The sequence below is a fragment of the Mycobacterium sp. E2238 genome (assembly GCF_001672665.1).
Classification (GTDB): domain Bacteria; phylum Actinomycetota; class Actinomycetes; order Mycobacteriales; family Mycobacteriaceae; genus Mycobacterium.
In genome coordinates, this window is record NZ_LZKF01000210.1 from 1 (window position 1) to 24,083 (window position 24,083).

Here is a 24,083-nt window from a genome sequence, read left to right on the forward strand (position 1 = left end):
CGGCACCTTCGTCAACGGCGCACGGGTCGACTCGGCGGTGCTTCGCGACGGCGACGTCGTCACGATCGGCAACATCGACCTGGTCTTCGCCGGCGGCACGCTGGCCCGCCGCGACGAGAGCGCGACCGCCACGCCCACGGGGGGTCTGGACGTGCGCGGCGTGAGCTGGACGATCGAGAACAACAAGACGCTGCTGGACGACATCTCGCTGGGCGCGCAGCCCGGAACGCTCACGGCCGTCATCGGCCCCTCGGGTGCGGGCAAGTCGACGTTCGCGAGGCTGGTCGCGGGATACACGCACCCGACCAGGGGCACGGTCGCGTTCGAGGGCCACAACGTGCATGCCGAGTACGCCTCGCTGCGCAGCAGGATCGGCATGGTCCCCCAGGACGATGTTGCCGATCGTGACGACGTCGCCGTCGCGAAGCACCGCCGAGTCGACCCGTGCGCCGTTGACGAAGGTGCCGTTGATGCTGCGGTTGTCGTGGATCTCGGTGCCGTGCGGCGTCGGGATCAGGGTGGCGTGGTGGCGGGACGCCAGAACTTCGGGAATGACGATGTCGTTGTCGTTCGCCCGGCCGATCTTGATCGCACCCGGCGTCGACTCCACCGCGGCTTTGCCGGGACGCAGGATCTTCATCATCGATGTCGCAAGGTTCGACGCATCCGCGCCGACGCGGCCGGTCTCCGGCCCCGCCGGGGGCTGGGCGTGGGCCGGGGGGACGTTCACCGGCGACGAGCGGTAAATGTGCGGGGCCTGTTGCGGTCCGCTGGGTGGTGCCGCGGGGTGGCCACCGGTCGGGTATCGGGGCTGCGGGGCGGACGGATAGCTCGGCATGGAACCGCTCGGCGGGTGGACCTGCTGCGGTCCGCTGGGCTGGTGCGTGGGCTGGCGGAAAGAGGCGGACGGCGACTGCTGGGGCTGGCCGGGCCAGTGCGCACCGGGCGGCTGGGTCTGGGACGCCCGGGGGTTCGCCACGCTGGCCGGGTTGACGATCGGTATCGACGTCGTCAGCGGGGGCCGCCCGGCCGAGCCCTGGTGGCGGCCGACCTCGAAGGTCAGCGCCGGACCGTCCGGATTGCCGATGTTGACACGCGTGCCGTCCTGGATGTCGACCATGGGCACGCGGTGATGGTTGACGAACAACCCGTTCAGGCTGCCGTTGTCGACGGCGATCCATCGGCCCTGGTCGAATCGGACGATCAGGTGGGTGCGGGAGATCAGGGGATGTGCCACGCGTACGTCGGCCCGAAGGTCACGCCCGATCGCAACATCGTTGCCTGCGGCGAACGTGCGCTCGGATCCCTCGTACCGCACGGTCAACACGGGCGGGGCTGGTCGGCTCATCAGGACCAACTGTATCGGCAGCCGCAAGAATCAGGACGCCGAATTTTGGCCGGGCCCCGGCACCAGCCACGACGCGACGTGTCGGCCTTCGTTTTCGCCCGGTGGGCGGCGGGTGACGCCGCGCCCAATCGCGAGAGCGACGATGGTATTCGGGTTGATGTTCCCGTCGCCGATGCCGCGGAGCAGCTGCGCGCCACGGCCGACGTTCCGCCCGCCGACGGTCCCTGGAGTCGCGTGCCGCTCGAGAAGCCCTCGCCCGACTCCGAGGAGCAGCGCGAGACGCTGCTGATGGAGCCCGGCCCGAGGGCGCCGACAAGCAGGTGGGCGTGGCGCGCCATCGCCGAATCGGCCTGTGCCGCAGTTGATTTCGGGATTCTGCTAACCCGCCGCGGCGGTGGCCGTGTACAGGTTACGCCGCCACGGCTCCCGCACTGCGGTGACGTCCTTGATGAAATCCCCGATGTAGCGGATGGCCCGTCGCCCCTCGGGCAGGATGTCCGCCGCTAGCGGGAAATCGTGGATCTGTCCATCCCATAGGTGCAGATCGCACGGGATTCCGCTGGCTTCCAAGCGCTTTGCCATGACTTCGGCATCCGGCAGGAGCAGCTCGTCCGAGCTGGCGTGGATGGTCACCGGCGGCAACGACGAGAGATCGGCGTCGACCGGTGAGGCGACGGTGGAATCGCCGCGCCCCTCCAAAAGCTGCGCCTGGCTCAGGTATTGAGCGAACATCGACAAAGCCCCGCGGGTGAACATCGAACATTTACGCGCGTTGCGGTGCTTCAACTTTCGCACCGGGTCGGCGTCGGTGAACGGTGAGATCGTCGCGATCCCCGCCGGTCTCATCAGCTCACTGCTGATGGCCAGCAGCGTGGTCATGAACGCGAGATACCCCCCGGCGGAATCGCCGGCAACCACTACCTGGTCACCGTCGAAGCCGCGATCCTGCAGCCAGCGCAGACCGCTCATTCCATCGTCGATCGCATCGGTTATCTGATGCGTGGGCAGCTTTCGGTATCCGACCGTCAGCACCGCGGCGTCCGCGGCTTTCGAAAGACGCGTAACCACGGAGCGATGCGTGTTTAGTCCGCAGGTCAGGAACGCACCGCCATGCAGATAGAGGATCGCCCGATCGGTCGACGCGCCGGGTGCGCAAACCCACTCGGCGGCACAGTTTTCCAGCCGGACCGGTTCGATGTCCGCCGAGATGCCAAGACGCGGCGCCAATCCCGCCAGCCCGTCCACGTATTCGAACGGCCAGTGCAGGTTCGGCGTGAATGCCCACGCGCGCACGGTGTTCTTCACGATCAGCCGGCTGGCCAGCGAGACCGCAACCGACTGCGGACTGTGGCGATGGTGGACTCGCCTCTTCATTGCGCGACTTGGTAATACGCGACGTGGATCGGCGGTGCTAACCATGCAATCCCTCCTAAGTGGGGAGGGAGTACCCCTCCACGGCCCGGGAAAACTGCGGGTGAAGGGGGCGCGAATGTTGGGTACATCACGGTTTATCGGCGCGGCTGGATGGGTATAGGACAGACTTTCCGGCGGCTTGCCGCCCCTGGCCTGGTCGATTTCCGGCCGATATCCGCCCGGTCCGCCAAGATATGAGTGATGAGCGACGAAACGCGCGCTGAGCCGCTGCTCGGCGGCCGGGTGGCGGTGGTGACGGGCGGTGGCGGCGGCATCGGCGCGGCCACCGCGCGGGTGTTCGCTCGGCATGGCGCACACGTGGTCATCGTCGACATCGACGGCGAACTTGCCGCGGGCGCCGTCGACGACATCGCGGCCTCGGGTGGATCGGCCGTGGCGGTGGTCACCGACGTCCGTGATGCGGACGCGGTCGACGACCTGGCGCGATCGGTGTTGGACCGCTATGGCCGGGTGGACGTTCTGGTCAACAACGTTGGCCACTGGCTGCGCCATCCGGGAGATTTCGTCGACACCGACGCCCAGTTCTGGGACGAGCTGTACCGGATCAACCTGCACCACGTCTTCCTGGTCACCCACGCGTTCCTGCCGTCGATGGTGGCCCGGCGGGCCGGCGCGATCGTCAACGTTTCCTCCGTCGAGGGCCTGCGCGGCTACCCGGAGGATCCGGTCTATGCCGCTTTCAAGGCCGCCGTCATCCAGTTCACCCGCAGCCTTGCGGTTCAGGTGGGCCGGCACGGGGTGCGGGTCAACGCGATCGCTCCTGACGTCACCGAATCCCTCCAGGTGCCCTACTCCCGGTGGCTGTCGGCCGACGAGCAGACCCGGTGGCCGCAGTGGGTCCCGGTCGGCCGGATGGGTGTGCCCGAGGATCAGGCGCACGCCATCCTGTTTCTGGCTTCCGACCTGTCGGCCTTCGTCACCGGCCACACCATTCCGACCGACGGCGGTACCGGCGCGGCGGGCGGTTGGTTCCGCTCGTCGCGCCGGCCCGACCGCGAGTGGACGAATCGCCCCATCGCGCCCTGATATCGCGGGCGGTCCTCAGACCAGGCCCAGCGCGGCGTTCTCCGCCCGGATGCGCACCCTCAGCACGAGCGCGTTCGCGATGGTGAACGCGATTGCGGTCAGCCACGCCGAGTGAACCAGCGGCAGCGCCGCCACCTCCGCCGTCACGGCCGTGTAGTTGGGGTGGCGAACCCACCGATAGAGCCCGTCGCGAACCAGCGGAGCATCCGGGATCACGATGAGCCTTGGGTTCCAACGCCTGCCGAGGACGCTCACGCAGCGCCACCGCACCACTGTGCTGACAACTACGACCGCGAGCATGGGCCAGCCCAGCCACGCAATGAACGGCCGGTGGAGCGCCCAGGTTTCCACGACGCACGAAACCAGCAGCAGCGCATGCATGCTGACCATCGCCGGGTAGTGGTCCCGGCCGAACTCCTTGCCCCCGTGCGCGAGTGACCATTGGGTGTTTCGCTGCGATACCGCCAGCTCGACCAGGCGTTCGCCGCCGATCGCCAGAATCAACAGGTAGTAGTACACGGCCTCGCCCCTCACCATTGCAGCAGCAGCAGCTCGAAGCTGAAACCGGGACCCATCGCCAGCATGACCCCGAAGCTTCCTTCGGCCGGCGGCTCCGCGACCGTTCGGCGCAGCACGTCGAGCACGGATGCCGAGGAGATGTTGCCGTTGTCGCGCATGGAGTTTCGGCTGTGAATCAACGCCTCCGGCGGTAGCTCCAGCGCGTCCTCGATCGAGTCGAGGACTTTCGGACCGCCGGGATGACACACCCAGGCCGAGATGTCCGCGAGCGACAAGCCGTGGTCGGAAAGGAAACCGTCGACCTCTTCCCGTAAGTAGGTGTCGGCCATCTTCGGCACGTCGCGCGACATCACCAGTTGGAACCCGCTCGATCCCACGTTCCAACCCATGACGTCAACCGTCTCCGGAACCACGGCACTGCGGGTCCCGAGGACGCGCGGGGCTCGGCGGCCGTTGTGGCCCGCGGGAATCCGGTCGGCGCCCGTGGCGACCACGGCGGCGGCGCCGTCGCCGAACAACGACACACCGATGAGGGCGGGAATCGAGGTGTCGTCGCGCTGCAGCGTGAGGGAACACAACTCAACCGACAGGAGCACGGCCACGTGCCCGGGGTAGCCACGCAGATAGTCGTGCACGCGCGCCATCCCGGCGGCCCCGGCAACACAACCGAGGCCGAACAGCGGGACCCGTTTGATGTTGGGCCGCAGACCGATTCGGGTCATCAGTCGCGCGTCGATGGTGGGCACCGCGATGCCGGTGCTGGAAACCATCACGATGGTGTCCACCTCGTGCGGTTCGATGTCCGCCTCGGCCAACGCCGAACGAATCGCCCGTTCACCGAGGTCGACGGCGACCTCGAGATAGGCGTCGTTCGCTTCGGTGAAGCCACTCAGTCGTGGGTAACGCGAGAGCGGCAGCGCGAGGCTGCGGTGATCGACCCCCGTCGTCTGCGCGAAGCGCATAAACCGCGGGTCGGTGAATTCGGTTAGCTCGCGGGCGACTTCGTCCTGGTTGTAACGGTGCGAGGTGAAGGCCACCGCGGCGCCGGCGATGTGCGGCGCGCCGTGCCCACGCTGGACGGCCCGCGACGGGGATGTGAGATGCGATGTTGCAGTCATGCCTATGCCGACGACGGGCTCCGCTCGACGGTTCATCGGAGTGTCGCCCAGGTGAGATGAACCACAGTCCTGCGCTTAGCGTTAACCAACCGAGAGGGGGCCGGCGGCAGTGCGACTAGATTGTCTGCGCGGACCGGAATCGGGCTTGATCGTCGATGATCGTCACCGGGATGCCGTTGAGTGCGCCGTTGCCGGACGGTTCGTCGATAAACGTCGGCGGCGAAAGCACATTCGTGTTGGCGCCCGGCGAGTTGTTGGCCACCGCCATGCGGGTGCCCGGTTTGCCATGTCCCCACCCGTGCGGCATCGACACCACACCGGGTTTGATCGCGTCGGTGACCTCGACCGGCACTTTGATTTCTCCGGCGGCCGATTTCACGGTGACGACATCGCCGTCCTCGATGGCGCAGCGGGCCGCATCATCGGGGTGAATCAGCAACGTGCACCGGTCCTTTCCCTTCATCAGCGCGGGCACGTTGTGCAGCCAGGTGTTGTTCGAGCGCAGGTGTCGGCGGCTCACCAGAACGAGCGGCTCGGCCGGCCGCTCCATCCGGGCGGCCAGCCTGGGCAGGTCGTCGAGCAGGTACTGCGGGGCGAGCCGAATCTTCTTGTCGGGGGTGCCCAGGATGTCGGGCAGCTGCGGCACCATCGGGCCGAAGTCGATGCCGTTCGGGTTGGCCTTCAGTAGGTCCAGCGTGAGCCCGCCCGGGCTTTTCCCGTACTGGTCCCCGAACGGTCCGGTTCGCAGCGTGAGGTCCAGCATCCGCTCGGGCCCACCGTGGTCGTAGCGCTTGCGGATCTCCGCCCCGTCGAGGCCCTGGGTGAAGGCCAGGTAATCGAAGAACCCGTCGTCGATCGCGGCGACGTCGACATCTTCGGCCGGCGTGCCGGTGCACAGGCCGGTCAGCCGGATCAGGATCTCCCATTCGTGCGGGCGGTCTCCGGGATCGAACACGGGCGGCGAGTAATTGGCGATGCTGTGGATCGCGAACAGCAGGATGAGATCGTCGTGGTGCGGCTGCTCGAGTGGGGACAGCCCGGGCAGGATCACGTCGGCGTGCCTCGTCGTCTCGTTGAGCCAGAGGTCAACGGAGATCATCGCTTCCAGCATGGGCAGGACTTCGTCGAGCTTGTCGCCGCCGGGGGTGGACAACACCGGGTTGCCGGCGACGGTGATCAGGGCCTTGAGCTGCCCCTCGCCCGGGGTGGCGATCTCCTCGGCCATGCAGGACACCGGCGCCTGGCCGAGCACTTCCTTCGCCCCACGCACGCGGGTATGCCAGCGGCCGAACTCCGGGAGGCCACCCTCCAGGCCGGGCAGCGGCTGCGTGGTGATCGACCACGCCGCCGGCTTGGGGAACATCGCTCCCCCGGGAACGTCGAAATGACCGGTCAAGATGTTGATGACGTCGACCAGCCAGCTGGCTAGGCTCCCAAATTCTTGATTGCACAACCCGATCCGGCCGTACACCACCGACTTCTCGGTCCCGGCGAGTTCGCGGGCCAAGAGCCGGATGCGGTCCTCGTCGATGCCCGTGACCGCGCTGACACGCTCCGGCGGCCAATCCGCGGCGACCCGGCGCATGGTGTCGACACCGTCCACGTGCGGTCCGGGCCGGATGAGATCTTCGTCAAACAGCGTGTGCGCCACGGCCAATAGCAGCGCGGCGTCGGTGCCGGGCACGATGGGAAGCCACTCGTCGGCGCGCGCTGCCGTCTGTGTGCGCACCGGGTCGATCACGATCACCTTGCCTCGCTCGCGGATCGCCTCGATCAGACCCATCACGTCGGGAGCGGCCAGCAATGACCCCTGCGACGCGGCGGGGTTGGCGCCCATGATCACCATCAGGTCGGTGCGTTCGATGTCGGGCACCGGGAAGTTCCACCAGAGGCCATACATCAGGTGCGACGACAGGTTCTTGGGCCACTGGTCGACCGTCCCCGGCGAATACGTGATCGGCATGCCGGACATGCCCATCAGCACACCCGCATAGCGGGCCAGTGAGAACGAGTGCGCCAGTGGGTTGCCGGTATAGGCGGTGACCGCGCCGATTCCATACTTCTCGATCACCGGCGTCAGCAATTCGGTGCACCGGCGGAACGCCGCGTCCCAGCTGACCTCCTGCCACTGGCCGTCGACCTTGATCATGGGTCGGCGGATGCGGTCCGGGTCGTCGTGGAGCGCCGCAAGTGAGACACCCTTGGGGCAGATGTGTCCGCGGCTCCACACGTCGTCGCGATTTCCCCGGATGCTGGTGACCCTGCCGCCATCGACCTGAATCTCCAAGCCGCACATGGCTTCACACAGGGGGCAGGTGCGCAGATGCCTGCCGTCTTCGCCCGTCGTCACCCCCCCACTGTATTCCGCTACCAGCCGTCGCGGAAGTGGCGATCCCGCTCTGGACGCCCGGCCGGGTTGACCGAGCGTAGGCGTCCCTTGAAACACATTTGAGTTTGACCAGTCAGCTGTACAAGCGCGACGCCGCGGCCCTAGCGTCGACGCAGTAGGTCTTCGGGAAGGGAGCTGGCTCGTTGAGCGACCCACGGCACCCGTCGGGCATCGATCATCTGCGCGATGAAGTCCTCAGCCGACTGGACGCGCAACCGTTCGAGGACTGGTCCCCCGCCCTGCTGCGGGCCCTGATCGCCGTCTTCGACCTGAACGGCGTGGTACCCGCCGTCCCCCAAGGCTTCCGGCCTTACATCGTGAGGTGACTTCTCGGAGCCGCTACCACAGGGTCACCAGCTGATCGACCGAATCCTTGGGCAGCTCTCCGTCCACCACCGCGGTGACGGTCGCGTTGTTCAACGTGATGGCCCCCTTGTGGTTGTCCAGGAACGCCGTGTCGGCGGCATCACGACCGGTGGCGATCCGCACCATCGACTGCCGCGGCGACAGGCACGTCGCGTCCACCACGCGCCAGGCGCCGTCGACGAACGCCTCGGCCACCGCGTGGAAATCCATCGGCTGACATCCCGGGGCGTAAACCGCCACGAGCCGGGCGGGGACGTTCAGCGCGCGCAGCAATGCGATCACCAGATGGGCGTAGTCACGGCATACACCGGCGCCCGCCAGCAACGTGTCGGTGGCGCCATCGATCGGATCGCTGGAGCCGGGAACGTAATTCAGCCGCGTACCCACCCACGACGAGACCCTCTCGAGCAGCGTCTCCGAGGTCGCATATTGCTGGAATTCTGTGGCGGCGAAACCGAAGAACTTGTCGGCCTCTGCATACCGGCTCGGGCGCAGATAGGTGATCAAGTCGACGTCGCGGACCGGCGGGGGCTCAGCTTGTCCGGCCACCGTTGCCGAGTACGAAAGCGCGACGATCCCGCCTTCCGCCTCAATGGAATGGATCCGGGTGCCGTGCTCACCGACGATCTCGCGCGGCTCAATTGGCTTGCCGTCCAACGTGATCGCCAGCGATTCGGTCACGTCGATACCCGGCTGCCGGGCCACGGTGACCTGGAATTCCAGGGTCGTCGGCGCCGTCACCTCAAGTTCGATGTCCGCGCCGACGACACGTTTGAGATCGCGTGTTGTAATCAGTGCCCCCTGCATGCTCGCCACCTGCCTACGCTAGTCATCCAACACAAAGATCCGGCGATGCGCAGCGCGAGAGCGCTCCTGGCGAGGAGTCACGACGGTGCAGATGTGGGAATTGGTCGCCCGCGAGCGAATCCGCGACACTTTGGCCAGATACAACTGGTCCGGTGACGCGGGCCGCCTCGAGGATCTCGCGGAGACCTTCTGCGCAGACGGTGTCCTCGAGATCCGCGGCGTCGAGCCGCTGCGCGGCCGATCCGCGATCGTCGCGTTCCTCGGTGGCATCACCGGGAACGTCGCCGCCGGGGCCCGCGTCAAGCCCGTCGTCCGCCACAACGTCACCAACGTGCTGTTCACCGCGCTCCACGCCGATCGGGCGGAGGTCTCGTCCTACTTCACCGTGTACACCAACGCCGGCCTCGACCATTTCGGTCGTTATCGCGACACCCTGGTGCCCGACGGTGATGCCTGGCTGATCAGGCATCGCAAGGTGTCGACCGACTGGGCGGCGCCCGGGTCGACCATGGCAGGGCGGTCTCGCGAGGACTGAGCCCAGCGCCGAGATGAACGTCGGTGGCGATTTCGTTAAATGTCTCGCTCGAATGTTTGCCGCTGGGCGCTCAACGGCTACAGATAGAAACTAGACCTAGAGATCGCCGTCAACCGTGATTGCGTTCCCCCGTTGGGCCCGGGGCTGACCGCAGGTCACGTGACCAGCGGTCATGGCCGCACAATCGAGACGAGCGAAAATGCAGCGACTCAGTGGATTAGACGCGTTCTTTCTGTACCTGGAATCGCCGACGCAGCCGTTGAATGTTTGCTGCGTGCTGGAGTTGGACCCCGGTGACATGCCGGGCGGCTACACCTTCGGCCAATTTCGCGAGGCGCTGTCAGCGCGGGTGGACGCGGTGCCCGAATTCCGTCTCAAGCTGGCCGACAACCAGCTGAACTTCGACCACCCGGTGTGGGTGGACGACGACCGTTTCGACCTGGCGCGGCACCTGCATCGGGTTGCCCTCCCGGCGCCGGGGGGATCCCGGGAGTTAGCGGAGATCTGCGGACACGTCGCCGGGCTGGCGCTGGATCGCGATAGGCCGCTGTGGGAGATGTGGGTGATCGAGGGTCTGCAGGGCGGCGCGCTGTCGGTCGTCCTGAAGGCCCACCACGCCGTCGTCGACGGGATCGGCGGAGCGAACCTGTTGGCCCAGTTGTGCAGCACCGAGCCGGACGCTCCGCCCCCGGAACCCGCCGCCCGGGCGGGCGCGGCACATCCCCTTCAGATCGCGGCATCCGGCCTCATCGGGGCCGGGCTGCGGCCCTGGCGCCTGGCCAAAGTGGTGCCGGCAACCGCCCTGACATTGGCGCAGACGATTCTCCGCGCCCGCGGCGGCGGCCACACGATGGCCGCCCCATTCGCCGCACCGCCCACGGCGTTCAACGGTCCGTTCACCCGGCGCCGCAACGTCGCGTTCACGTCGCTTGACCTCGAGGACGTCAAGAAGGTCAAAAACAGGTTTGGAGTCACCATCAACGACGTGGTGACGGCGCTGTGCGCCGGGGCACTGCGACAGTTCTTCCTGGACCGCAACGAACTATCGGACAGCCCGATGGTGGCCAGCGTGCCGGTTTCGGTGCGAGGCAAATCCGACCGGCCGGGCCGCAACCAGACCACCTGGATGCTCTGCCGCCTCGAAACCCACATCGACGATCCGGCCGAGCGGCTGACCAGCATCGCGGAGCGCAACGCGGCGGCCAAGGACCACGCCGCCGCCATGGGGTCCAGCCTGCTGCAGGACTGGACGCAGGTGGCAGGCCAGACCATGTTCGGCGCGGCGATGAAGCTGCTGCCCCGTATCCCGTTGCCCGACAAGCCGCCGCACAACCTGGTGCTGTCCAACGTGCCCGGGCCGCAGGAACAGCTCTACTTCATGGGCTGCCGGGTCGACGCCATGTATCCGCTCGGCCCGATCATCGCCGGCGCGGGCCTCAACATCACCGTCATGTCCCTCAACGGCCGGCTCGGCGTCGGCCTCATCTCCTGCCCCGACCTGGTTGGCGATCTCTGGGACCTCGCCGACACGTTTCCGGCGGCGCTCAAAGAGCTGCTGAATTGCAGCGAATCGAGCCACCAGCAGAGCTGACCGCCACGGCATGGCAAGGTGGCACCCGTGGCAAACACCGTTACGCAGCAGGACCTGCGCGAAATCAGCACTCCCAAGGGCGCTTTGCGCTACTACGACTGCGGCCCGGAATCCGCTCCGGTGTTGCTGTTCCTGCACGGGTCGGGACCGGGCGTCACGGGGTGGCGCAACTTCCGCGGCATCCTGCCCGCTTTCGCCGAGCGGTTCCGCTGCCTGATCCTGGAGTTTCCCGGGTTCGGCGTCAGTGACGATTTCGGCGGCCACCCGATGGTCACCGCGTTCGGCACCGTCTCCCCGTTCCTGGAAGCGCTCGCTGTCCAGCGGGTGCACATCGTCGGGAACTCGATGGGTGGCGGCGTCGGCATCAACTTCGCCACCCATAACCCCGACCGCGTCGGCCGGTTGGTGACCATCGGCGGCATCGGGACCAACATCTTCAGCCCCAGCCCCAGCGAGGGCATCCGGCTGCTGCAGGAGTTCGTTGAGGACCCCACGCGCCAGCGGCTGGTGGACTGGCTCAAGTCGATGGTCTACGACCAGGCGCTGATCACCGAGGAACTCGTCGAGGAACGCTGGGGGCTCGCCACCGACCCGGACACGTTGGCCGCCGCGCGCCGGATGTACGGGAAGGCGGCCTTCTCCGCCATGAACGCGGCGATGGCCGCCTCCGACCGCCCGCTGCCCTGGGCCGTCATGCACAAACTGACCGCGCCGACCCTGCTGACGTGGGGACGCGACGACCGGGTGAGCCCGCCCGACATGGCGCTCATCCCGATGCGCACCATCCCCAATGCGGAGCTGCACATCTTCCCCAACTCCGGGCACTGGGCGATGATCGAGGCCCGCGAGGCCTTCGAGAGCACGGTGCTGGCGTTCCTGTCCCGGGGCTAGCGATCGCCGTCGGGCTCGGCCAGCCCCGTCAGGCCCGCGGTGAGCAGCGCGTGGGCGGCGGGATTGCCGTTCAGGACACGGGTGGTGCGCACGCCGATCCGCCATTGACCGTCTATCCGCTGCAGCGTGAAATGATTTGCGGCGCAACGCCATACGCGATATCCGTCACCGTCGCGAACCAGCACCAAGGACTCACACACCGCCACCGCCGAGTCGCCGGTGACCGTGACGACGCAGGGCCCGAGGAAATGGCCGCAGCCCTTGGCCACCAGGTTCTGGTGGGCCGACGAGCTCACCATGGCGTGCACGTCCGCCCGGCCCTCCATGCGCCAGCCGTCGACGTCGTAGATTCCGTCGTGTGCCCACAACCGCGCCGCCGCATCGGCATCCCCGGCGTCGACCGCCGGACCGTATGAGGCGATCAGCCGCGCGATATCGCGCTCGTCCTCGAGCCGGCGCAGCCGCGCGGACAGCTCGTCGATGTCGCTCATGATTGCTCCTCATCGTCGGAATCGCGGCAGCGGACCATTATCGATCCCCACACGTTAGGACGGCCGGCCTGCGCTTCGAGGGCTGACCGGGTTCGACCCGGGCGGGCCATAACCACAACGGCCCATTTGGGTTTGCTCAATCCATGAATCAGCCGACCCGAAGATTTTGATCGAGGGCCCCTAACAGCCGCGATCACTTTTTACATGTTCTTTACGTGCGCCGTTCTCAAGTTGCTGGGCCCTTGACCTCGGGTTAGGTTGGTCGGGTTTGCGGTCGCGGCCAGCGTCGTCGGCGGCCTCCCTCGCGGGAAAACCGCGAAGCCACCATTCGTCATGTGCGTGAAAGGGGTTGCGCGTGCGACAGCTTTCGGCGCTGCGGGTGATGTCTGCGGGGCTCGGCGACGCCGTCGGCCGGTTGGCCACCGCCGGTCTCGATGTTGTCGCGCTGCCGGTCCGGGTGGGCGCACAGGTGCTCTCCGGCGAGGTGTCCCGTTCCACCCTGACCCGGCGATGCGGGCACGGCGACGGCCGCCTGTGGATCGAGGTGCGCGGCCTCGACGGCACGGGCGGGGCGGAACGCGGCCGCGCCGCCGTCGACGCGCTGCGGGCCCAACCAGGCGTCACGAGGGTCAGCCTGAACCGTCCGCTGTCGCGCGTGGTTGTCGAGGTCGACGACGGCGAAGCGTCCCTCAATGCGCTCTGCTCCGCGCTCGACAATGTTGAAAAAGGTTACGGTGCAGCCGATTCCACGCGCGGCGGCAGCCTCCCCGGCGACGGCCTGTTGTTGGCCACCCGCGGCGCGATGGTGGCCGTCAACGCCGCCGGGTTCGCGGTCGCGGTTGCGGGGCGCGCGTTGCGGTTGCCGGCGGCGCCGATCGCCGTCGAGGCGGCGTCCGCGATCGCGAATCATCAACCGTGGCTGCGTCGCCTGCTCGAGGGCGGAATCGGCCCCGGCGCAACGGATACCGCGTTATCGATGTTCGGCACCGCCGCGCATGTCGTCACGCTGTCGCCGGCGAAGCTCTCGGTCGACGTGGCGATGCACGCTTTCAAGGCCGCCGAAAGCCGCGCCGCGGCAAGGGCGTGGGCCCGTTATGAGCCGGAATTGGCCCGGCATGCCGACTCCTCGGAGGCGCACGGTTCACCGCGCCCGGTTCCCGCACCGGCCGGCCCGATCGAACGTCATGGGAACCGCGTGGCGTGGGTGCAGATGATCGGCGTCGGCCTGACCGGGGCCCTCACCCGCAACGTCACCATGGCGTCGAACGCCGCGCTGGCGGCCTCGCCGAAGGCGATGCGCACGACGCACGAGGCGTTCGCAGCCACGCTCGGCCGCGGCCTGGCAGACCGTCACGCGGTGCTGGTGCTGCGGCCGGAAAGTCTGCGCCGACTCGACAAGGTCGATGCCCTGCTGATCGATCCGCGCGTGCTGTGTGGCGCTCAGATGCGGGTGGTCAGCGTCCGCGGCGCCCGCGACGATGACATGCCGGCGGCCTGGGCCCACGCACAGGAGCTGCTCGACGAAGGCCCGCTCCCCGGCTGGCACTCGATTCCCTCCACATCCCAGGACAACGCAGTTGGCGGCGATGCGGTCGAGGCGCTCATCGCCCCGGCCCCGCACCCTCTGGCGTCGGCGCTGATCGCCCGCGCGCGCGACTCTGGCGTGCGCCTGGTGTCCGTTGACACCGACCTGCTCGGTGACCTGCGCCCCGCGTTCGACGACGTCCACCCGGTCGACGCCGGCGACGTCGACGGCGCGCTCGCCGATGCGGTGTCCGTGCTGCAACGGGATGGGCACACCGTCGCGGTTCTTTCATCCTTTGGCGCGCAAGCCCTTTCCGGGGCCGACGTGGCGCTGGGCATCAGGCCGGACCCGGACGCCCCGCCGCCCTGGACCGCCGACCTGATGCTCGACGACCTGGCCGGGGCGTGGCGCGTGCTGCACGCGTTACCGGCGGCCAGGAGGGCGAGCCAGCAGAGCATCGCCATCTCGGTGGGCGCATCGACGCTGGGCGCGTTGTTCATGGTGCCCGGGGTGCGCAGGTTGCGCGGCCCCGGCCCGGTGACCATCGGTGCCGTCGCGGGGCTGCTGTCGGGATACCTGTTGGCGCTCGGCACAATTCGCACACCCGTCCCCCGGCCGGCCCCGGCGTTCGAGTGGCACGCGATGTCGGCAGAGCGGGTCGGTGAACTGCTGGCCGCGCTGCGTGACCCCGACGAGCCCTCCGCCGCAACGGATTCCGAACGAGACAGCACACGGTTACCCGCCGCGGCGTGGGAGTTCGCCAGGGCCGCCGTCGCCGAGCTGACCGGTGACCCGTTGACGCCGATCCTCGGGTTGTGCTCGGCGGCCACCGCGGTGCTGGGGTCACCGACCGACGCGGTACTGGTCGGCACCGTGCTGACCGGGAACGCGCTGCTGTCGACGGCCCAACAGCTTCGGGCCGAGAATCGGCTGAACCGCCTGCTCGCACAGCAGACCCCGCCGGCCCGCGTCCTCACCCAGGGGCCCGACGGCGCGCGCGGCTACCGAGAAATCGTCATCGAGCAGCTGCGGCCCGGCGACCTGATCGAAGTACGCAGCGACGAGGTAGTGCCCGCCGACGCTCGGGTGATCGAGTCGCACGACCTTGAGGTCGACGAATCATCGCTGACCGGTGAATCCCTGTCGGTCCAGAAGCAGGTCGAGGCCACGCCCGGGGCCGAACTGGCCGAGCGCCGCTGCATGATCTACGCCGGCACCACCGTGGTGGCCGGCACCGCGGTCGCGCTGGTCACCGCCGTCGGAGCCGATACCCAGAGCCGACGCGCGGCCGAACTGGCGTCCGGCGAGCTGCCGACCGTCGGCCTGCACCATCAGCTCAGCCAGCTGATGAGCCGCGCGTTCCCGTTCAGCGCGGGCGGCGGCGTCCTGGTCGGAGCGCTCGGCCTGCTGCGCGCCGGCGGCCTGCGCCAAGCCCTCGGCAGCGCCATCGCCGTCGCCGTGGCGGCCGTTCCGGAGGGCATGCCCCTGATGGCCACGCTCGCCCAATCCGCGTCGGCCCAGCGGCTGGGCGAATGCGGGGCGCTGGTGCGGGTGCCGCGCGCGGCCGAGGCGCTGGGTCGCGTCGAGGTGGTCTGCTTCGACAAGACCGGAACGCTGAGCGAGAACCGTCTCCGCGTCGCCGAGGTGCGCCCGGCGGAGGGACATTCCCACGACGACGTCCTGCGGTGCGCGGCCCAGGCCGCGCCGGCCGACGACGGCAATCCGCACGTCCACGCCACCGACGAAGCCATCGTCAAGGCGGCGGACGCGGCAGCCGGATCCGGTCCACGACCCGAGCCCGACGCGCACCTGCCGTTCCGGTCCGGCAGGGCGTTCTCGGCCTCGGTGACGGGCACGCAATTGTCCGTCAAAGGCGCCCCGGAAGTGGTCCTGGCGGCGTGCCGGGAGGCGGGCCGGGACGTGGACGACGCTGTCGCGGCCCTCACGACGGCGGGGCTGCGGACCATCGCGGTGGCCCAGCGCCGCCTGAGCGCGGCACAGGCGCGAGCGTTGCGAAAAGACCCCGACCGCATCACCGGACTGTGCGAGACGGGATTGACGCTCACCGGGTTCCTGGGCCTCTCGGACACCCCGCGCCCTCAGGCGCCGCAGTTGCTGGCGGGCCTCGCCCAGCGGGGCGTGGCCATCCGGCTGATCACCGGCGACCACCCCGTCACCGCGACCGCGATCGCCCGCGAACTCGGGGTGTCGGTGAACGCCGACCAGGTGATCACCGGGTCGGAATGGAACGCGCTGTCACGCCACGATCAGCAGCGGGCGGTCTCCGAGCGGTTGATCTTCGCCCGGATGTCACCGGAGAACAAGGTGCAGGTCGTCCAGACGCTCGAGCGCACCGGGCGGGTGTGCGCCATGGTCGGCGACGGCGCCAACGACGCCGCCGCGATCCGGGCGGCAAGCGTCGGCGTCGGTGTGGTCGCCCGCGGCAGCGACTCCGCCCACACGACCGCCGACCTGGTCCTGACCGACGGACGCATCGAGACGCTGGTGGCCGCCATCGACGAGGGACGCCGACTGTGGCGCGGCGTCCAGGCGGCCGTCGCGGGCCTGCTCGGCGGCAACGCCGGCGAGGTGATTTTCTCGGTCATCGGCACTGCGCTCACCGGGACCTCGCCGCTGAACACCCGGCAGTTGCTGCTGATCAACATGCTCACCGACGCGTTGCCCGCGACCGCGGTCGCCGTCAGCGCCCCGGCGGGGCGGGTGGAACGCGTCGGGCGCGGCATCGACGAACGCGCGCTACGCCGGACGGTGGCCGCACGCGGAGCGCTCACCGCCACCGCCGCCACGACCGCCTGGGCGATGGCCTCGGTCACCGGGCTACCGGCGCGGGCCTCCACCGTCGCGCTGATCTCGTTGGTCGCGGTCGAGCTGGGCCAGACCGTGGTCGACTCGCACGCGCCCCTGGTGCTGCTCACCGCCGCCGGGTCCTTCGCGGCATTCACCGCGATGATCAGCACCCCGGGGATCAGCCAACTCCTGGGGTGCACGCCGGTCGGCCCCCTGGGCTGGGCGCAGGGGCTGGGCACCGCCACGGCCGCCGTCCTCGCCGTGGCCGCCGCGAACCGGTTGCGGCCGGGCCGCCGGAGCGAAGAGCCACCGCTCACCGATGATTCCGAGCTCGACGAGCCCGCACAGTCCACCCCATCAGCACCGCGGCACAACGCATCCCGGGCGCCGCATACCGCGGTCCTCGCGGCTCCCGCCAAGGCCGCCCGCGCACTGAAGTTGGTGGACCGATACCAGCATCGGATTTCGGCGGAGGCCGTCACCGATAGCCCGTGAGGCCATCAGTCGCCGGCACCGCGCGGCTTGATGAACACGCCTTCCGCGCCGACCGTGAGTCCTTGGCTATCGGTGATCTGTCCCTTCGCGAAGGTCTTCACACCCTCGACGCGCTCGACCCACGCTTCTGCCCGCACCAGACCTAACGGGGTCCCCCGGACATAGCGCAGCGTGAGCGTGCCGGTGTAGGCCGGTCGACCGGGTTCGTGCGCGGTCGCCCCCAGGACGTGGTCGAGGACCAACGCGCACACTCCGCCATGGACATGTCCCGGAGGCCCTTCGTAGGCGGCGCCGAGGGTGATCTCGGTCCACACGGTGCCACCGGCGTCGCGGTGAATGACCAGCGGAGGCGCGACCGGGTTGCGTACGCCGATCATGACGTTGCCGGAAGCCACGGGCTGGCCGTCGGACGGATGGCGAACACCGAACGAGCCCGGCATCAGGCTTTCGCTCAAGTGCTCTATCGCGCAATCGATGTGCGTCTTGGCCGCCGCAACGGTACCGGCGCCGGCCTCGGTGCGGATGGTGGCGTCGATCAGTCGGCGAACGGACTGGGTGAGCGCTTCATACGCCGGTGCGCCGCTCATGTCGCCTTCTGCGTCAGCCCGGCGTCGACGACGAGCTGGATGCCCGTGATGTAGCGGGCCTCCTCGGAGGCCAGGAACACCGCCACATTGGCGACGTCGACGGGCTCCACCCACGGCACCGGCAGCAGGTTGCGCGCCCGCAGCACTTCCGCGGCGTCCGCCGCGGTCGGGTTCTCCAGGTCCGGGCGTAAGCGTCGAATCGTTCCCTCGTTGAGGATCATCGGGGTCGCGACCGGCCCGGGATGAACGGTGTTGACCCGGATGCTCGACGGCCCGAGCTCGTTCGCGAGGGTGCGCGCGAGCCCCACCACCGCGTGCTTGCTCGCGGTGTACGCAGCGGAATTCGGCGTCCCGCGAAGACCGTTGGTCGAGCTGATGATCACGATGGCGCCGCCCTCGCCCATGTGCGGTACACCGGCCTTGACCGTGTGCCATACGCCGGTCAGGTTGATGTCGAGCGTGCGCTGCCAGTCCTGTGGGTCGAGTTCCCATGTCCGCCCGCCGGCGAGGTGAATTCCGGCATTCGCGACGACGATGTCGAGGCGTCCCAGTGCCGCGACGCCGTTGGCTACGGCACCCGTCACCGCCTCCCAGTGACTCACGTCGGCAATGCCCGTCACGCAACGTCGACCGCGGCCTTCGACATCCCTTGCGGTGTCGAGCAATTCGTCGCTCGCCGTGGGGGCGTCGAGCGCGATCACATCTGCGCCCTCGTCGGCGAAGCGCTGACAATGCACCCGTCCCGTGCCCCTCGCGGCGCCGGTGACCAGCACCACCTTGCCGAGCAGTCTCTTCATCGCGGCATCTCAACCAGATCGAAGCCCGGGTAACCGGTCCTGGCCACGTCGTCGCAGATGTCGTTGTATGCCGCGAAGCCGCCGACGAACAACATGAATCCCCTTGGCTTTCCGGGAACGTTCGCGCCCATGTACCAGGACTCCGCCTTGGTGAACAGCGTGGCCTCGGCGCGGCGGGCGCATTCGGCCCCCCAGCCGTCCACGGCGTCGCGGGTCGCCTCGATCGCGGCCAACCCGTGGCCGTCGAGGTAGGCAATGGTTGCGGCAATCCAATTCACCTGCGCCTCGGCGTGCAGCACCATGTTCGCCAGCACGGCGGGCGCCCCGGGACCGGAGATCAGGAACAGGTTGGGGAATCCGTCGACGCCCAGCCCCAGATAGGTGCGTGGCCCCTGTGCCCAGTCGTCCCGCAACCGACGACCGCCGCTTCCGATGATGTCGATTTTGGCCAGCGCACCGGTCAGGGCGTCGAAACCCGTTGCCAGCACGATCATGTCGACGTCGTAGTGCGCGCCGGCGGTTCTGATCCCGGTGCTGTCCACGGCTTCGATCGGTGTGTCGCGCACGCTGATGAGCGACACGTTCGGCCGGTTGAAGGTGCTGAAGTAGTTGCTGTCGGTGCAGATTCGCTTCGTGCCGATCGGGTGATCATTGGGGATGAGCAGGTCCGCCAGCGCAGGGTCGTCGATGACCGCGCGCACCTTCTCCTCGTAGAACTTTCGGGCCTCGTCGTTGGCGGTCAAGTCGGTCAGCTGGTCGGGGAACGTCTTCGAGAACAGCACACCGCCCAGCTGCCAACGCTTTTCGAACGCCGCCCGACGTTCCTCCGGCGTGAAGTCCATCGTCGGCTTCGGCGCCGTGATGTGTGGTGACCCGCCACCGCTGCGCCACGAGAGCCGCCGCCGTTCCGCGTAGTTCGCCTTGATGTCGTCGAGTTCCCGTTCGGTCAACGGCTTGTTGCCGGCCGGGACACTGTAGTTGGGCGTGCGCTGGAAGACGAAGAGACGTTTGGCGTGTTCGGCGATGATCGGAATCGATTGAATGCCAGACGAACCGGTGCCGATAACGGCGACCCGCTTTCCGGTGAAATCGACGGGATGCCGCGGCCACGCGGCGGTGTGGTAGATCTCGCCCGCGAATGACTCGAGGCCGTCGAAGTTCGGCGTCAAGGCGGCTGACAGCGGACCCGTCGCCATCAGGCAGAACCGGGCTGACAGCACGTCATCGCCCTCGGTGGTGACCCGCCAGCGCAGCGCGGTTTCGTCGAGCACCGCGGACACGACGCGGGCGCGGAATGTGATGTCGCGCCGCAGGTCGAGTTTGTCGGCCACCCAGTTCAGGTAGGCGAGGATCTCCGCCTGGGTGGCGTACTTCTCGGTCCAGTTCCACTCTTGCTGCAGTTCATCGGAGAACGAATAGCAGTAATCGACGCTTTCGACGTCACAGCGCGCCCCCGGGTATCGGTTGCAGTACCAGGTGCCTCCCAGCTCCGGCGCCGCCTCCAGGACCCGCACGGACAGTCCCTGACTGCGGAGCTTGTGCAGGGCGTAGAGGCCGGCGAACCCGGCGCCGACCACCACAACGTCGACCTGCTCCACGCTATTCACAGGCACCGACGGTATGTCCTGCCACCACCACCGCCGGGGCCGATTCCCGGTGACCGGACACTGCGGTGACTATGAATTCTGAGCGCTTTTGCTTCCGCTCATCGGGAACGGCTTCGGCTGAGGCACCAACTGCGGTAGACCATTACTAAGCCTCCAGACGTAAGGACACCAACATGAGCGAACGGGTACTCGACCGGGTCGTGGCGATGGCGGATCAGTTGCGCGACCAGGCCCCCGAGGCCGAGCGGATCGGCCGGCTCACCGATGACACGGTCAAGCTGATGAAGGGCGCCGGCCTGATCCGGCTGCTGCAAACCAAGCAATATCAGGGCTTCGAGGTTCACCCCCGCGAGTTCGCCGAGACGACGATGGCGACCGCGGCGCTGGACCCGGCGGCCGGCTGGATCGTTGGCGTCGTCGGTGTGCACCCCTATCAGTTGGCGTACGCGGACCCGAAGGTCGCGGCCGAAATCTGGGCCGACGACGTCGACACGTGGATGGCCTCGCCGTACGCACCGCAGGGGGTGGCCAGGCCGGTCGACGGTGGGTACATCTTCAACGGCCGCTGGCAGTTCAGCTCGGGCACCGACCACTGCGACTGGATCATCCTGGGCGCGATGCTGGGCGACGACAAGGGCATTCCGATCATGCCGCCGCAGATGCTGCACATGATCCTGCCCCGCAAGGACTACGAGATCGTCGAGGACTCGTGGAACGTGGTGGGGCTGCGCGGAACCGGCTCCAAGGACGTCATCGTCTCCGATGCGTTCGTGCCGTCCTACCGGACGATGGATGCGACGAAGGTGATGGACGGCACCGCCCAGCGCGAGGCCGGCATGACCGAACCGCTCTATCTGATGCCGTGGTCGACGATGTTTCCGCTGGGCATCTCGGCGGCCACGATCGGCATCGCCGAGGGGGCCCTGGCCGCGCACCTCGACTACCAGCGCGAGCGCGTCGGCGCCACCGGAACCGCGATCAAGGACGACCCTTACGTCATGTTCGCCATCGGCGAGGCGGCCGCCGACATCAACGCCGCCCGCCAGGAACTGCTGGCCAACGCCGACCGCATCTATGACATGGTCGCCGCCGGCAAGGAGGTGTCGTTCGCCGACCGCGCGGCCGGTCGGCGCACCCAGATCCGCGCGGTGTGGCGCGCGGTGGCGGCGGTCGACGAGATCTTCGCCCGCTCGGGCGGCAACGCGGCCCGCATGGACAAGCCGCTGCAACGGTATTGGCGCGACGTGCATGTCGGCCAACTGCACGCCATCCACATGCCGGGCACCACCTATCACGCGTCGGCGCTGAGTTCGCTGGGTATCGAACCGCCCGAGGGCCCCCTGCGGGCTTTGATCTAGGAGAGCACGTTGACCGACCTGAAAAGCCTGGGCTACATCACCATTTCGACGAACGACATCGACCGCTGGCGCCAATTCGCCTTCGGCGTGCTGGGTTTCGCCGAGGGGAAGGGCCCCGACCCCGAGGCGCTGTACCTGCGGATGGACGAGCGCGCCGCCCGGCTCATCGTGGTGCCCGGCGAGACCGACCGGGTGCTCACGGTCGGCTGGGAGGTGCGTGACCGCCCGGCACTGCAACGGGTCAAGGCAACCCTGGACACCGCCGGGACGCCCTTCAAGCAGCTGTCGGCCGACGAGGCCGAAGCCCGCCGGGTGGAAGAGGTGATCACCTTCGACGACCCGGCCGGCACCACGCTCGAGGTGTTTCACGGTGCGGTGCTCGACCACAGCCCGGTCGTCACCCCCTTCGGCGCGAAGTTCGTGACCGGCGACCAGGGCATGGGCCACGTCGTCGTGCCCGCGATGGACCCCAACGGGCTGTTCGACTTCTACACCGAGGTGCTGGGGTTCCGTGCGCGGGGCGCGTTCCGGGTGCCGCTGCCGAAAGAGTTTGGGCCCGTTCGGGTTCGCTTTCTCGGCATCAACGAACGCCACCACAGCCTGGCCATCGTCCCGGCCGCACATCAGCGCGACCCGCGCCTGGTGCACATCATGGTGGAGGTCGACAGCCTCGACGCCGTCGGGCAGGCACTGGACCGCGTGAACGCCGAGGGCTTCCAGTTGTCCTCCACGCTGGGCCGGCACACCAACGACAAGATGGTGTCGTTCTACGTGCGCGCCCCCGGCGACTGGGACATCGAATTCGGTACCGACGGCATGCGTGTCGACGAAACCTATTACACGGCAGAGGAAATCACCGCCGACAGTTACTGGGGTCACCAGTGGATCGGTGAAATGCCCGCGGCCATGCGGTTATGACACCCGATCAGGACGTCACGCCGGTCCCGGCCGCGTCCATCACGTCGTGGGATGACGAGGCCGACGTCGTCATCGCCGGCTACGGCGTGGCCGGTGCCGCCGCGGCGGTGGAGGCGGCGCGCGCCGGCGCCGACGTCCTGGTACTGGAACGCACCGGCTCCTGGGGCGGCGCGGCGGCGATGGCCGGCGGGTTCATCTACCTCGGCGGCGGGACGCCCCTGCAAAAAGCCTGCGGCTTCGACGATTCCGTCGACAACATGGCGGCGTTCCTCAATGTCGCGATGGGGCCCGGCGCCGACGCGGACCGGATCGCCGACTACTGCGCCGGCAGCGTCGCCCACTTCGACTGGCTGGTCGGCTGCGGCGTGCCGTTCAAGGCCGAGTTCTTCTCCGAGCCCGGCTGGGAACCGATGGGCGACCAGGGCCTGATGTACAGCGGCGGCGAAAACGCCTACCCGTTCAACACAATCGCCTCCCCCGCCCCGCGCGGACACGTCCCGCAGATGTCCAACAAGAAACAGGGCGAAGCCAGCGCGGGCTACATGCTGATGAAGCCGCTCGTCGAGACCGCCACCGCCGCCGGCGCGCGCGCTCTCTACGACGTGCGCGTGCAACGCCTCGTTGTCGAAGCCGACGGCCGGGTGGTCGGGGTTCGCGCCCGCCGGTACGGCACCGAGATTTCGGTCCGGGCGCGGCGCGGGGTGGTCCTGGCCATGGGCAGCTTCGCCTACAACGACGCGATGGTGGCGCGCTATGCCCCGCGGATCGCCGGCCGTCCGGCCGCCTCGATCGAGCAGCACGACGGCCAGGCGATCCGGATGGCGCAGGCGCTGGGCGCGGACCTGGCGCACATGGACGCCACCGAGGTCGCGATCTTCATCGACCCCCAGCAACTGGTGCGCGGCATTCTGGTCAACGGCCGCGGTCAGCGCTACGTCGCCGAGGACACCTACCCCGGCCGCATCGGCCAGCTCACGCTCTACCAGCAGGACAACATCGGCTACCTGATCATCGACGACGACGCCCAGCAAGAGGCGATGGCGTCGTGGTCCCCGAAATTCATGCTGCGGCCGGCGACCTGGGTGGCCGACAGCGTCGCCGACCTGGAACGCGAGATGGGCCTGGCGCCGGGATGCCTGCAGGCGACCGTCGCCGCCTTCAACGAGGCCGCCGCCCGCGGCGAGGACCCGCTGCTGCACAAGAAGCCGGAGTGGTTGAGGCCCATCGGTTCCCCGGTCGGCGCGATCGACTTGCGGGAGAACACGGGTGGTTTCACCCTGGGCGGCCTGGCCACCACGCTCGACGCCGAGGTACTCCACGTCAGCGGAGACCCCATCCCCGGCCTGTTCGCCGCCGGTCGCTGCACCGCCGGCCTGGCCGCCTGGGGCTACGCCAGCGGCGTCTCGCTCGGCGACGGCAGCTTCTACGGCCGGCGCGCGGGCCGATCCGCCTCCAAGGGCTGAGCCCGGTCGC

Annotated in this window: 18 protein-coding genes and 2 pseudogenes; 10 read left to right on the forward strand and 10 right to left on the reverse strand. The window is 68.5% G+C overall.

What is annotated here, in order from left to right:
- Positions 1 to 160: 160 nt before the first annotated feature.
- A pseudogene (locus tag A5711_RS28090) lies at positions 161 to 349 on the forward strand (ATP-binding cassette domain-containing protein); the annotation flags it as partial.
- Positions 350 to 385: 36 nt separating this feature from the next.
- Here A5711_RS28090 and A5711_RS19285 read toward each other — a convergent pair.
- Positions 386 to 1,348, reverse strand: a pseudogene (locus tag A5711_RS19285) (FHA domain-containing protein); the annotation flags it as partial.
- Between the two features lie 378 nt (positions 1,349 to 1,726).
- Positions 1,727 to 2,767 (reverse strand): alpha/beta hydrolase, encoded by a 1,041-nt coding sequence (locus A5711_RS19290; protein WP_067949305.1) that lies wholly within the window; start codon positions 2,765 to 2,767, stop codon positions 1,727 to 1,729.
- A gap of 195 nt (positions 2,768 to 2,962) precedes the next feature.
- Here A5711_RS19290 and A5711_RS19295 point away from each other — a divergent pair, with 195 nt between their 5' ends.
- Positions 2,963 to 3,808 (forward strand): SDR family NAD(P)-dependent oxidoreductase, encoded by an 846-nt coding sequence (locus A5711_RS19295; protein ID WP_067949307.1) that lies wholly within the window; start codon positions 2,963 to 2,965, stop codon positions 3,806 to 3,808.
- Positions 3,809 to 3,823: 15 nt separating this feature from the next.
- Here the strand turns inward: A5711_RS19295 and A5711_RS19300 are convergent, their stop codons facing one another.
- The 3 genes from A5711_RS19300 to A5711_RS19310 form a co-directional block, all read right to left on the reverse strand.
- The gene (locus tag A5711_RS19300; protein WP_067949309.1) at positions 3,824 to 4,345 is read right to left on the reverse strand and encodes an isoprenylcysteine carboxyl methyltransferase family protein; all 522 of its coding nucleotides are present in this window, start codon (positions 4,343 to 4,345) and stop codon (positions 3,824 to 3,826) included.
- Complete coding sequence (locus A5711_RS19305) at positions 4,339 to 5,445, reverse strand: type III polyketide synthase (protein WP_082953166.1); 1,107 nt, start codon at positions 5,443 to 5,445, stop codon at positions 4,339 to 4,341. Before A5711_RS19305 ends, A5711_RS19300 begins: the two co-directional genes overlap by 7 nt.
- A gap of 115 nt (positions 5,446 to 5,560) precedes the next feature.
- Positions 5,561 to 7,795 carry a molybdopterin-dependent oxidoreductase gene (locus A5711_RS19310; protein WP_082953165.1) on the reverse strand — a complete coding sequence of 745 codons (2,235 nt, stop codon included), beginning with the start codon at positions 7,793 to 7,795 and terminating at the stop codon, positions 5,561 to 5,563.
- 182 nt (positions 7,796 to 7,977) lie between these two features.
- Here A5711_RS19310 and A5711_RS19315 point away from each other — a divergent pair, with 182 nt between their 5' ends.
- Positions 7,978 to 8,160, forward strand: a complete 183-nt coding sequence (locus A5711_RS19315) for a hypothetical protein (RefSeq protein WP_067949313.1) — start codon at positions 7,978 to 7,980, stop codon at positions 8,158 to 8,160.
- Positions 8,161 to 8,173: 13 nt separating this feature from the next.
- Here A5711_RS19315 and A5711_RS19320 read toward each other — a convergent pair whose 3' ends face one another.
- Complete coding sequence (locus tag A5711_RS19320; RefSeq protein ID WP_067949355.1) at positions 8,174 to 9,007, reverse strand: transglutaminase family protein; 834 nt, start codon at positions 9,005 to 9,007, stop codon at positions 8,174 to 8,176.
- A gap of 85 nt (positions 9,008 to 9,092) precedes the next feature.
- Between A5711_RS19320 and A5711_RS19325 the strand changes: the two genes are divergently transcribed.
- The 3 genes from A5711_RS19325 (at position 9,093) to A5711_RS19335 (ending at position 12,024) form a co-directional block, all read left to right on the forward strand.
- On the forward strand, positions 9,093 to 9,542 hold the full coding sequence (locus A5711_RS19325) for a nuclear transport factor 2 family protein (protein ID WP_067949315.1): 450 nt from the start codon (positions 9,093 to 9,095) through the stop codon (positions 9,540 to 9,542).
- A gap of 199 nt (positions 9,543 to 9,741) precedes the next feature.
- Positions 9,742 to 11,133 carry a wax ester/triacylglycerol synthase family O-acyltransferase gene (locus A5711_RS19330; protein ID WP_067949318.1) on the forward strand — a complete coding sequence of 464 codons (1,392 nt, stop codon included), beginning with the start codon at positions 9,742 to 9,744 and terminating at the stop codon, positions 11,131 to 11,133.
- Positions 11,134 to 11,160: 27 nt separating this feature from the next.
- Entirely contained in the window at positions 11,161 to 12,024 is an 864-nt protein-coding gene (locus tag A5711_RS19335) for an alpha/beta fold hydrolase (protein ID WP_067949320.1), read from the forward strand.
- Here A5711_RS19335 and A5711_RS19340 read toward each other — a convergent pair.
- Positions 12,021 to 12,515, reverse strand: a complete 495-nt coding sequence (locus A5711_RS19340; RefSeq protein WP_067949322.1) for a nuclear transport factor 2 family protein — start codon at positions 12,513 to 12,515, stop codon at positions 12,021 to 12,023. The genes A5711_RS19335 and A5711_RS19340 overlap by 4 nt on opposite strands.
- A gap of 382 nt (positions 12,516 to 12,897) precedes the next feature.
- Here A5711_RS19340 and A5711_RS19345 point away from each other — a divergent pair, with 382 nt between their 5' ends.
- Complete coding sequence (locus A5711_RS19345; protein ID WP_082975776.1) at positions 12,898 to 17,343, forward strand: cation-translocating P-type ATPase; 4,446 nt, start codon at positions 12,898 to 12,900, stop codon at positions 17,341 to 17,343.
- A gap of 5 nt (positions 17,344 to 17,348) precedes the next feature.
- On the opposite strand, the gene A5711_RS19350 is transcribed toward A5711_RS19345, so the two are convergent.
- The 3 genes from A5711_RS19350 to A5711_RS19360 are packed head-to-tail and all read right to left on the reverse strand — an operon-like array spanning position 17,349 to position 20,340.
- The gene (locus A5711_RS19350; RefSeq protein ID WP_067949326.1) at positions 17,349 to 17,930 is read right to left on the reverse strand and encodes a PaaI family thioesterase; all 582 of its coding nucleotides are present in this window, start codon (positions 17,928 to 17,930) and stop codon (positions 17,349 to 17,351) included.
- Complete coding sequence (locus A5711_RS19355; RefSeq protein WP_067949328.1) at positions 17,927 to 18,727, reverse strand: mycofactocin-coupled SDR family oxidoreductase; 801 nt, start codon at positions 18,725 to 18,727, stop codon at positions 17,927 to 17,929. Before A5711_RS19355 ends, A5711_RS19350 begins: the two co-directional genes overlap by 4 nt.
- A complete protein-coding gene (locus A5711_RS19360; RefSeq protein ID WP_067949330.1) occupies positions 18,724 to 20,340 on the reverse strand; it encodes an NAD(P)/FAD-dependent oxidoreductase in 1,617 nt (538 codons plus the stop codon). Before A5711_RS19360 ends, A5711_RS19355 begins: the two co-directional genes overlap by 4 nt.
- A gap of 167 nt (positions 20,341 to 20,507) precedes the next feature.
- Between A5711_RS19360 and A5711_RS19365 the strand changes: the two genes are divergently transcribed.
- Genes A5711_RS19365 through A5711_RS19375 form a run of 3 tightly spaced genes read left to right on the forward strand, consistent with a single transcriptional unit; the run spans position 20,508 to position 24,073 of the window.
- The gene (locus A5711_RS19365) at positions 20,508 to 21,692 is read left to right on the forward strand and encodes an acyl-CoA dehydrogenase family protein (RefSeq protein WP_067949332.1); all 1,185 of its coding nucleotides are present in this window, start codon (positions 20,508 to 20,510) and stop codon (positions 21,690 to 21,692) included.
- 9 nt (positions 21,693 to 21,701) lie between these two features.
- Positions 21,702 to 22,610, forward strand: coding sequence for a biphenyl-2,3-diol 1,2-dioxygenase (gene bphC / locus A5711_RS19370; RefSeq protein ID WP_067949334.1), 909 nt, complete (start codon positions 21,702 to 21,704; stop codon positions 22,608 to 22,610).
- Complete coding sequence (locus tag A5711_RS19375; protein ID WP_067949336.1) at positions 22,607 to 24,073, forward strand: FAD-dependent oxidoreductase; 1,467 nt, start codon at positions 22,607 to 22,609, stop codon at positions 24,071 to 24,073. Before bphC ends, A5711_RS19375 begins: the two co-directional genes overlap by 4 nt.
- The last annotated feature ends 10 nt before the right edge of the window (positions 24,074 to 24,083 follow it).

Bases quoted from the DNA above. Each gene is read 5' to 3' on its own strand.
- A5711_RS19290 (WP_067949305.1), bottom strand. From the start codon at position 2,767: ATGGTTAGCACCGCCGATCCACGTCGCGTATTACCAAGTCGCGCAATG.
- A5711_RS19295 (WP_067949307.1), top strand. From the start codon at position 2,963: ATGAGCGACGAAACGCGCGCTGAGCCGCTGCTCGGCGGCCGGGTGGCG.
- A5711_RS19300 (WP_067949309.1), bottom strand. From the start codon at position 4,345: ATGGTGAGGGGCGAGGCCGTGTACTACTACCTGTTGATTCTGGCGATC.
- A5711_RS19305 (WP_082953166.1), bottom strand. From the start codon at position 5,445: ATGACTGCAACATCGCATCTCACATCCCCGTCGCGGGCCGTCCAGCGT.
- A5711_RS19320 (WP_067949355.1), bottom strand. From the start codon at position 9,007: ATGCAGGGGGCACTGATTACAACACGCGATCTCAAACGTGTCGTCGGC.
- A5711_RS19330 (WP_067949318.1), top strand. From the start codon at position 9,742: ATGCAGCGACTCAGTGGATTAGACGCGTTCTTTCTGTACCTGGAATCG.
- A5711_RS19340 (WP_067949322.1), bottom strand. From the start codon at position 12,515: ATGAGCGACATCGACGAGCTGTCCGCGCGGCTGCGCCGGCTCGAGGAC.
- A5711_RS19345 (WP_082975776.1), top strand. From the start codon at position 12,898: ATGTCTGCGGGGCTCGGCGACGCCGTCGGCCGGTTGGCCACCGCCGGT.
- A5711_RS19350 (WP_067949326.1), bottom strand. From the start codon at position 17,930: ATGAGCGGCGCACCGGCGTATGAAGCGCTCACCCAGTCCGTTCGCCGA.
- A5711_RS19355 (WP_067949328.1), bottom strand. From the start codon at position 18,727: ATGAAGAGACTGCTCGGCAAGGTGGTGCTGGTCACCGGCGCCGCGAGG.
- A5711_RS19365 (WP_067949332.1), top strand. From the start codon at position 20,508: ATGAGCGAACGGGTACTCGACCGGGTCGTGGCGATGGCGGATCAGTTG.
- A5711_RS19375 (WP_067949336.1), top strand. From the start codon at position 22,607: ATGACACCCGATCAGGACGTCACGCCGGTCCCGGCCGCGTCCATCACG.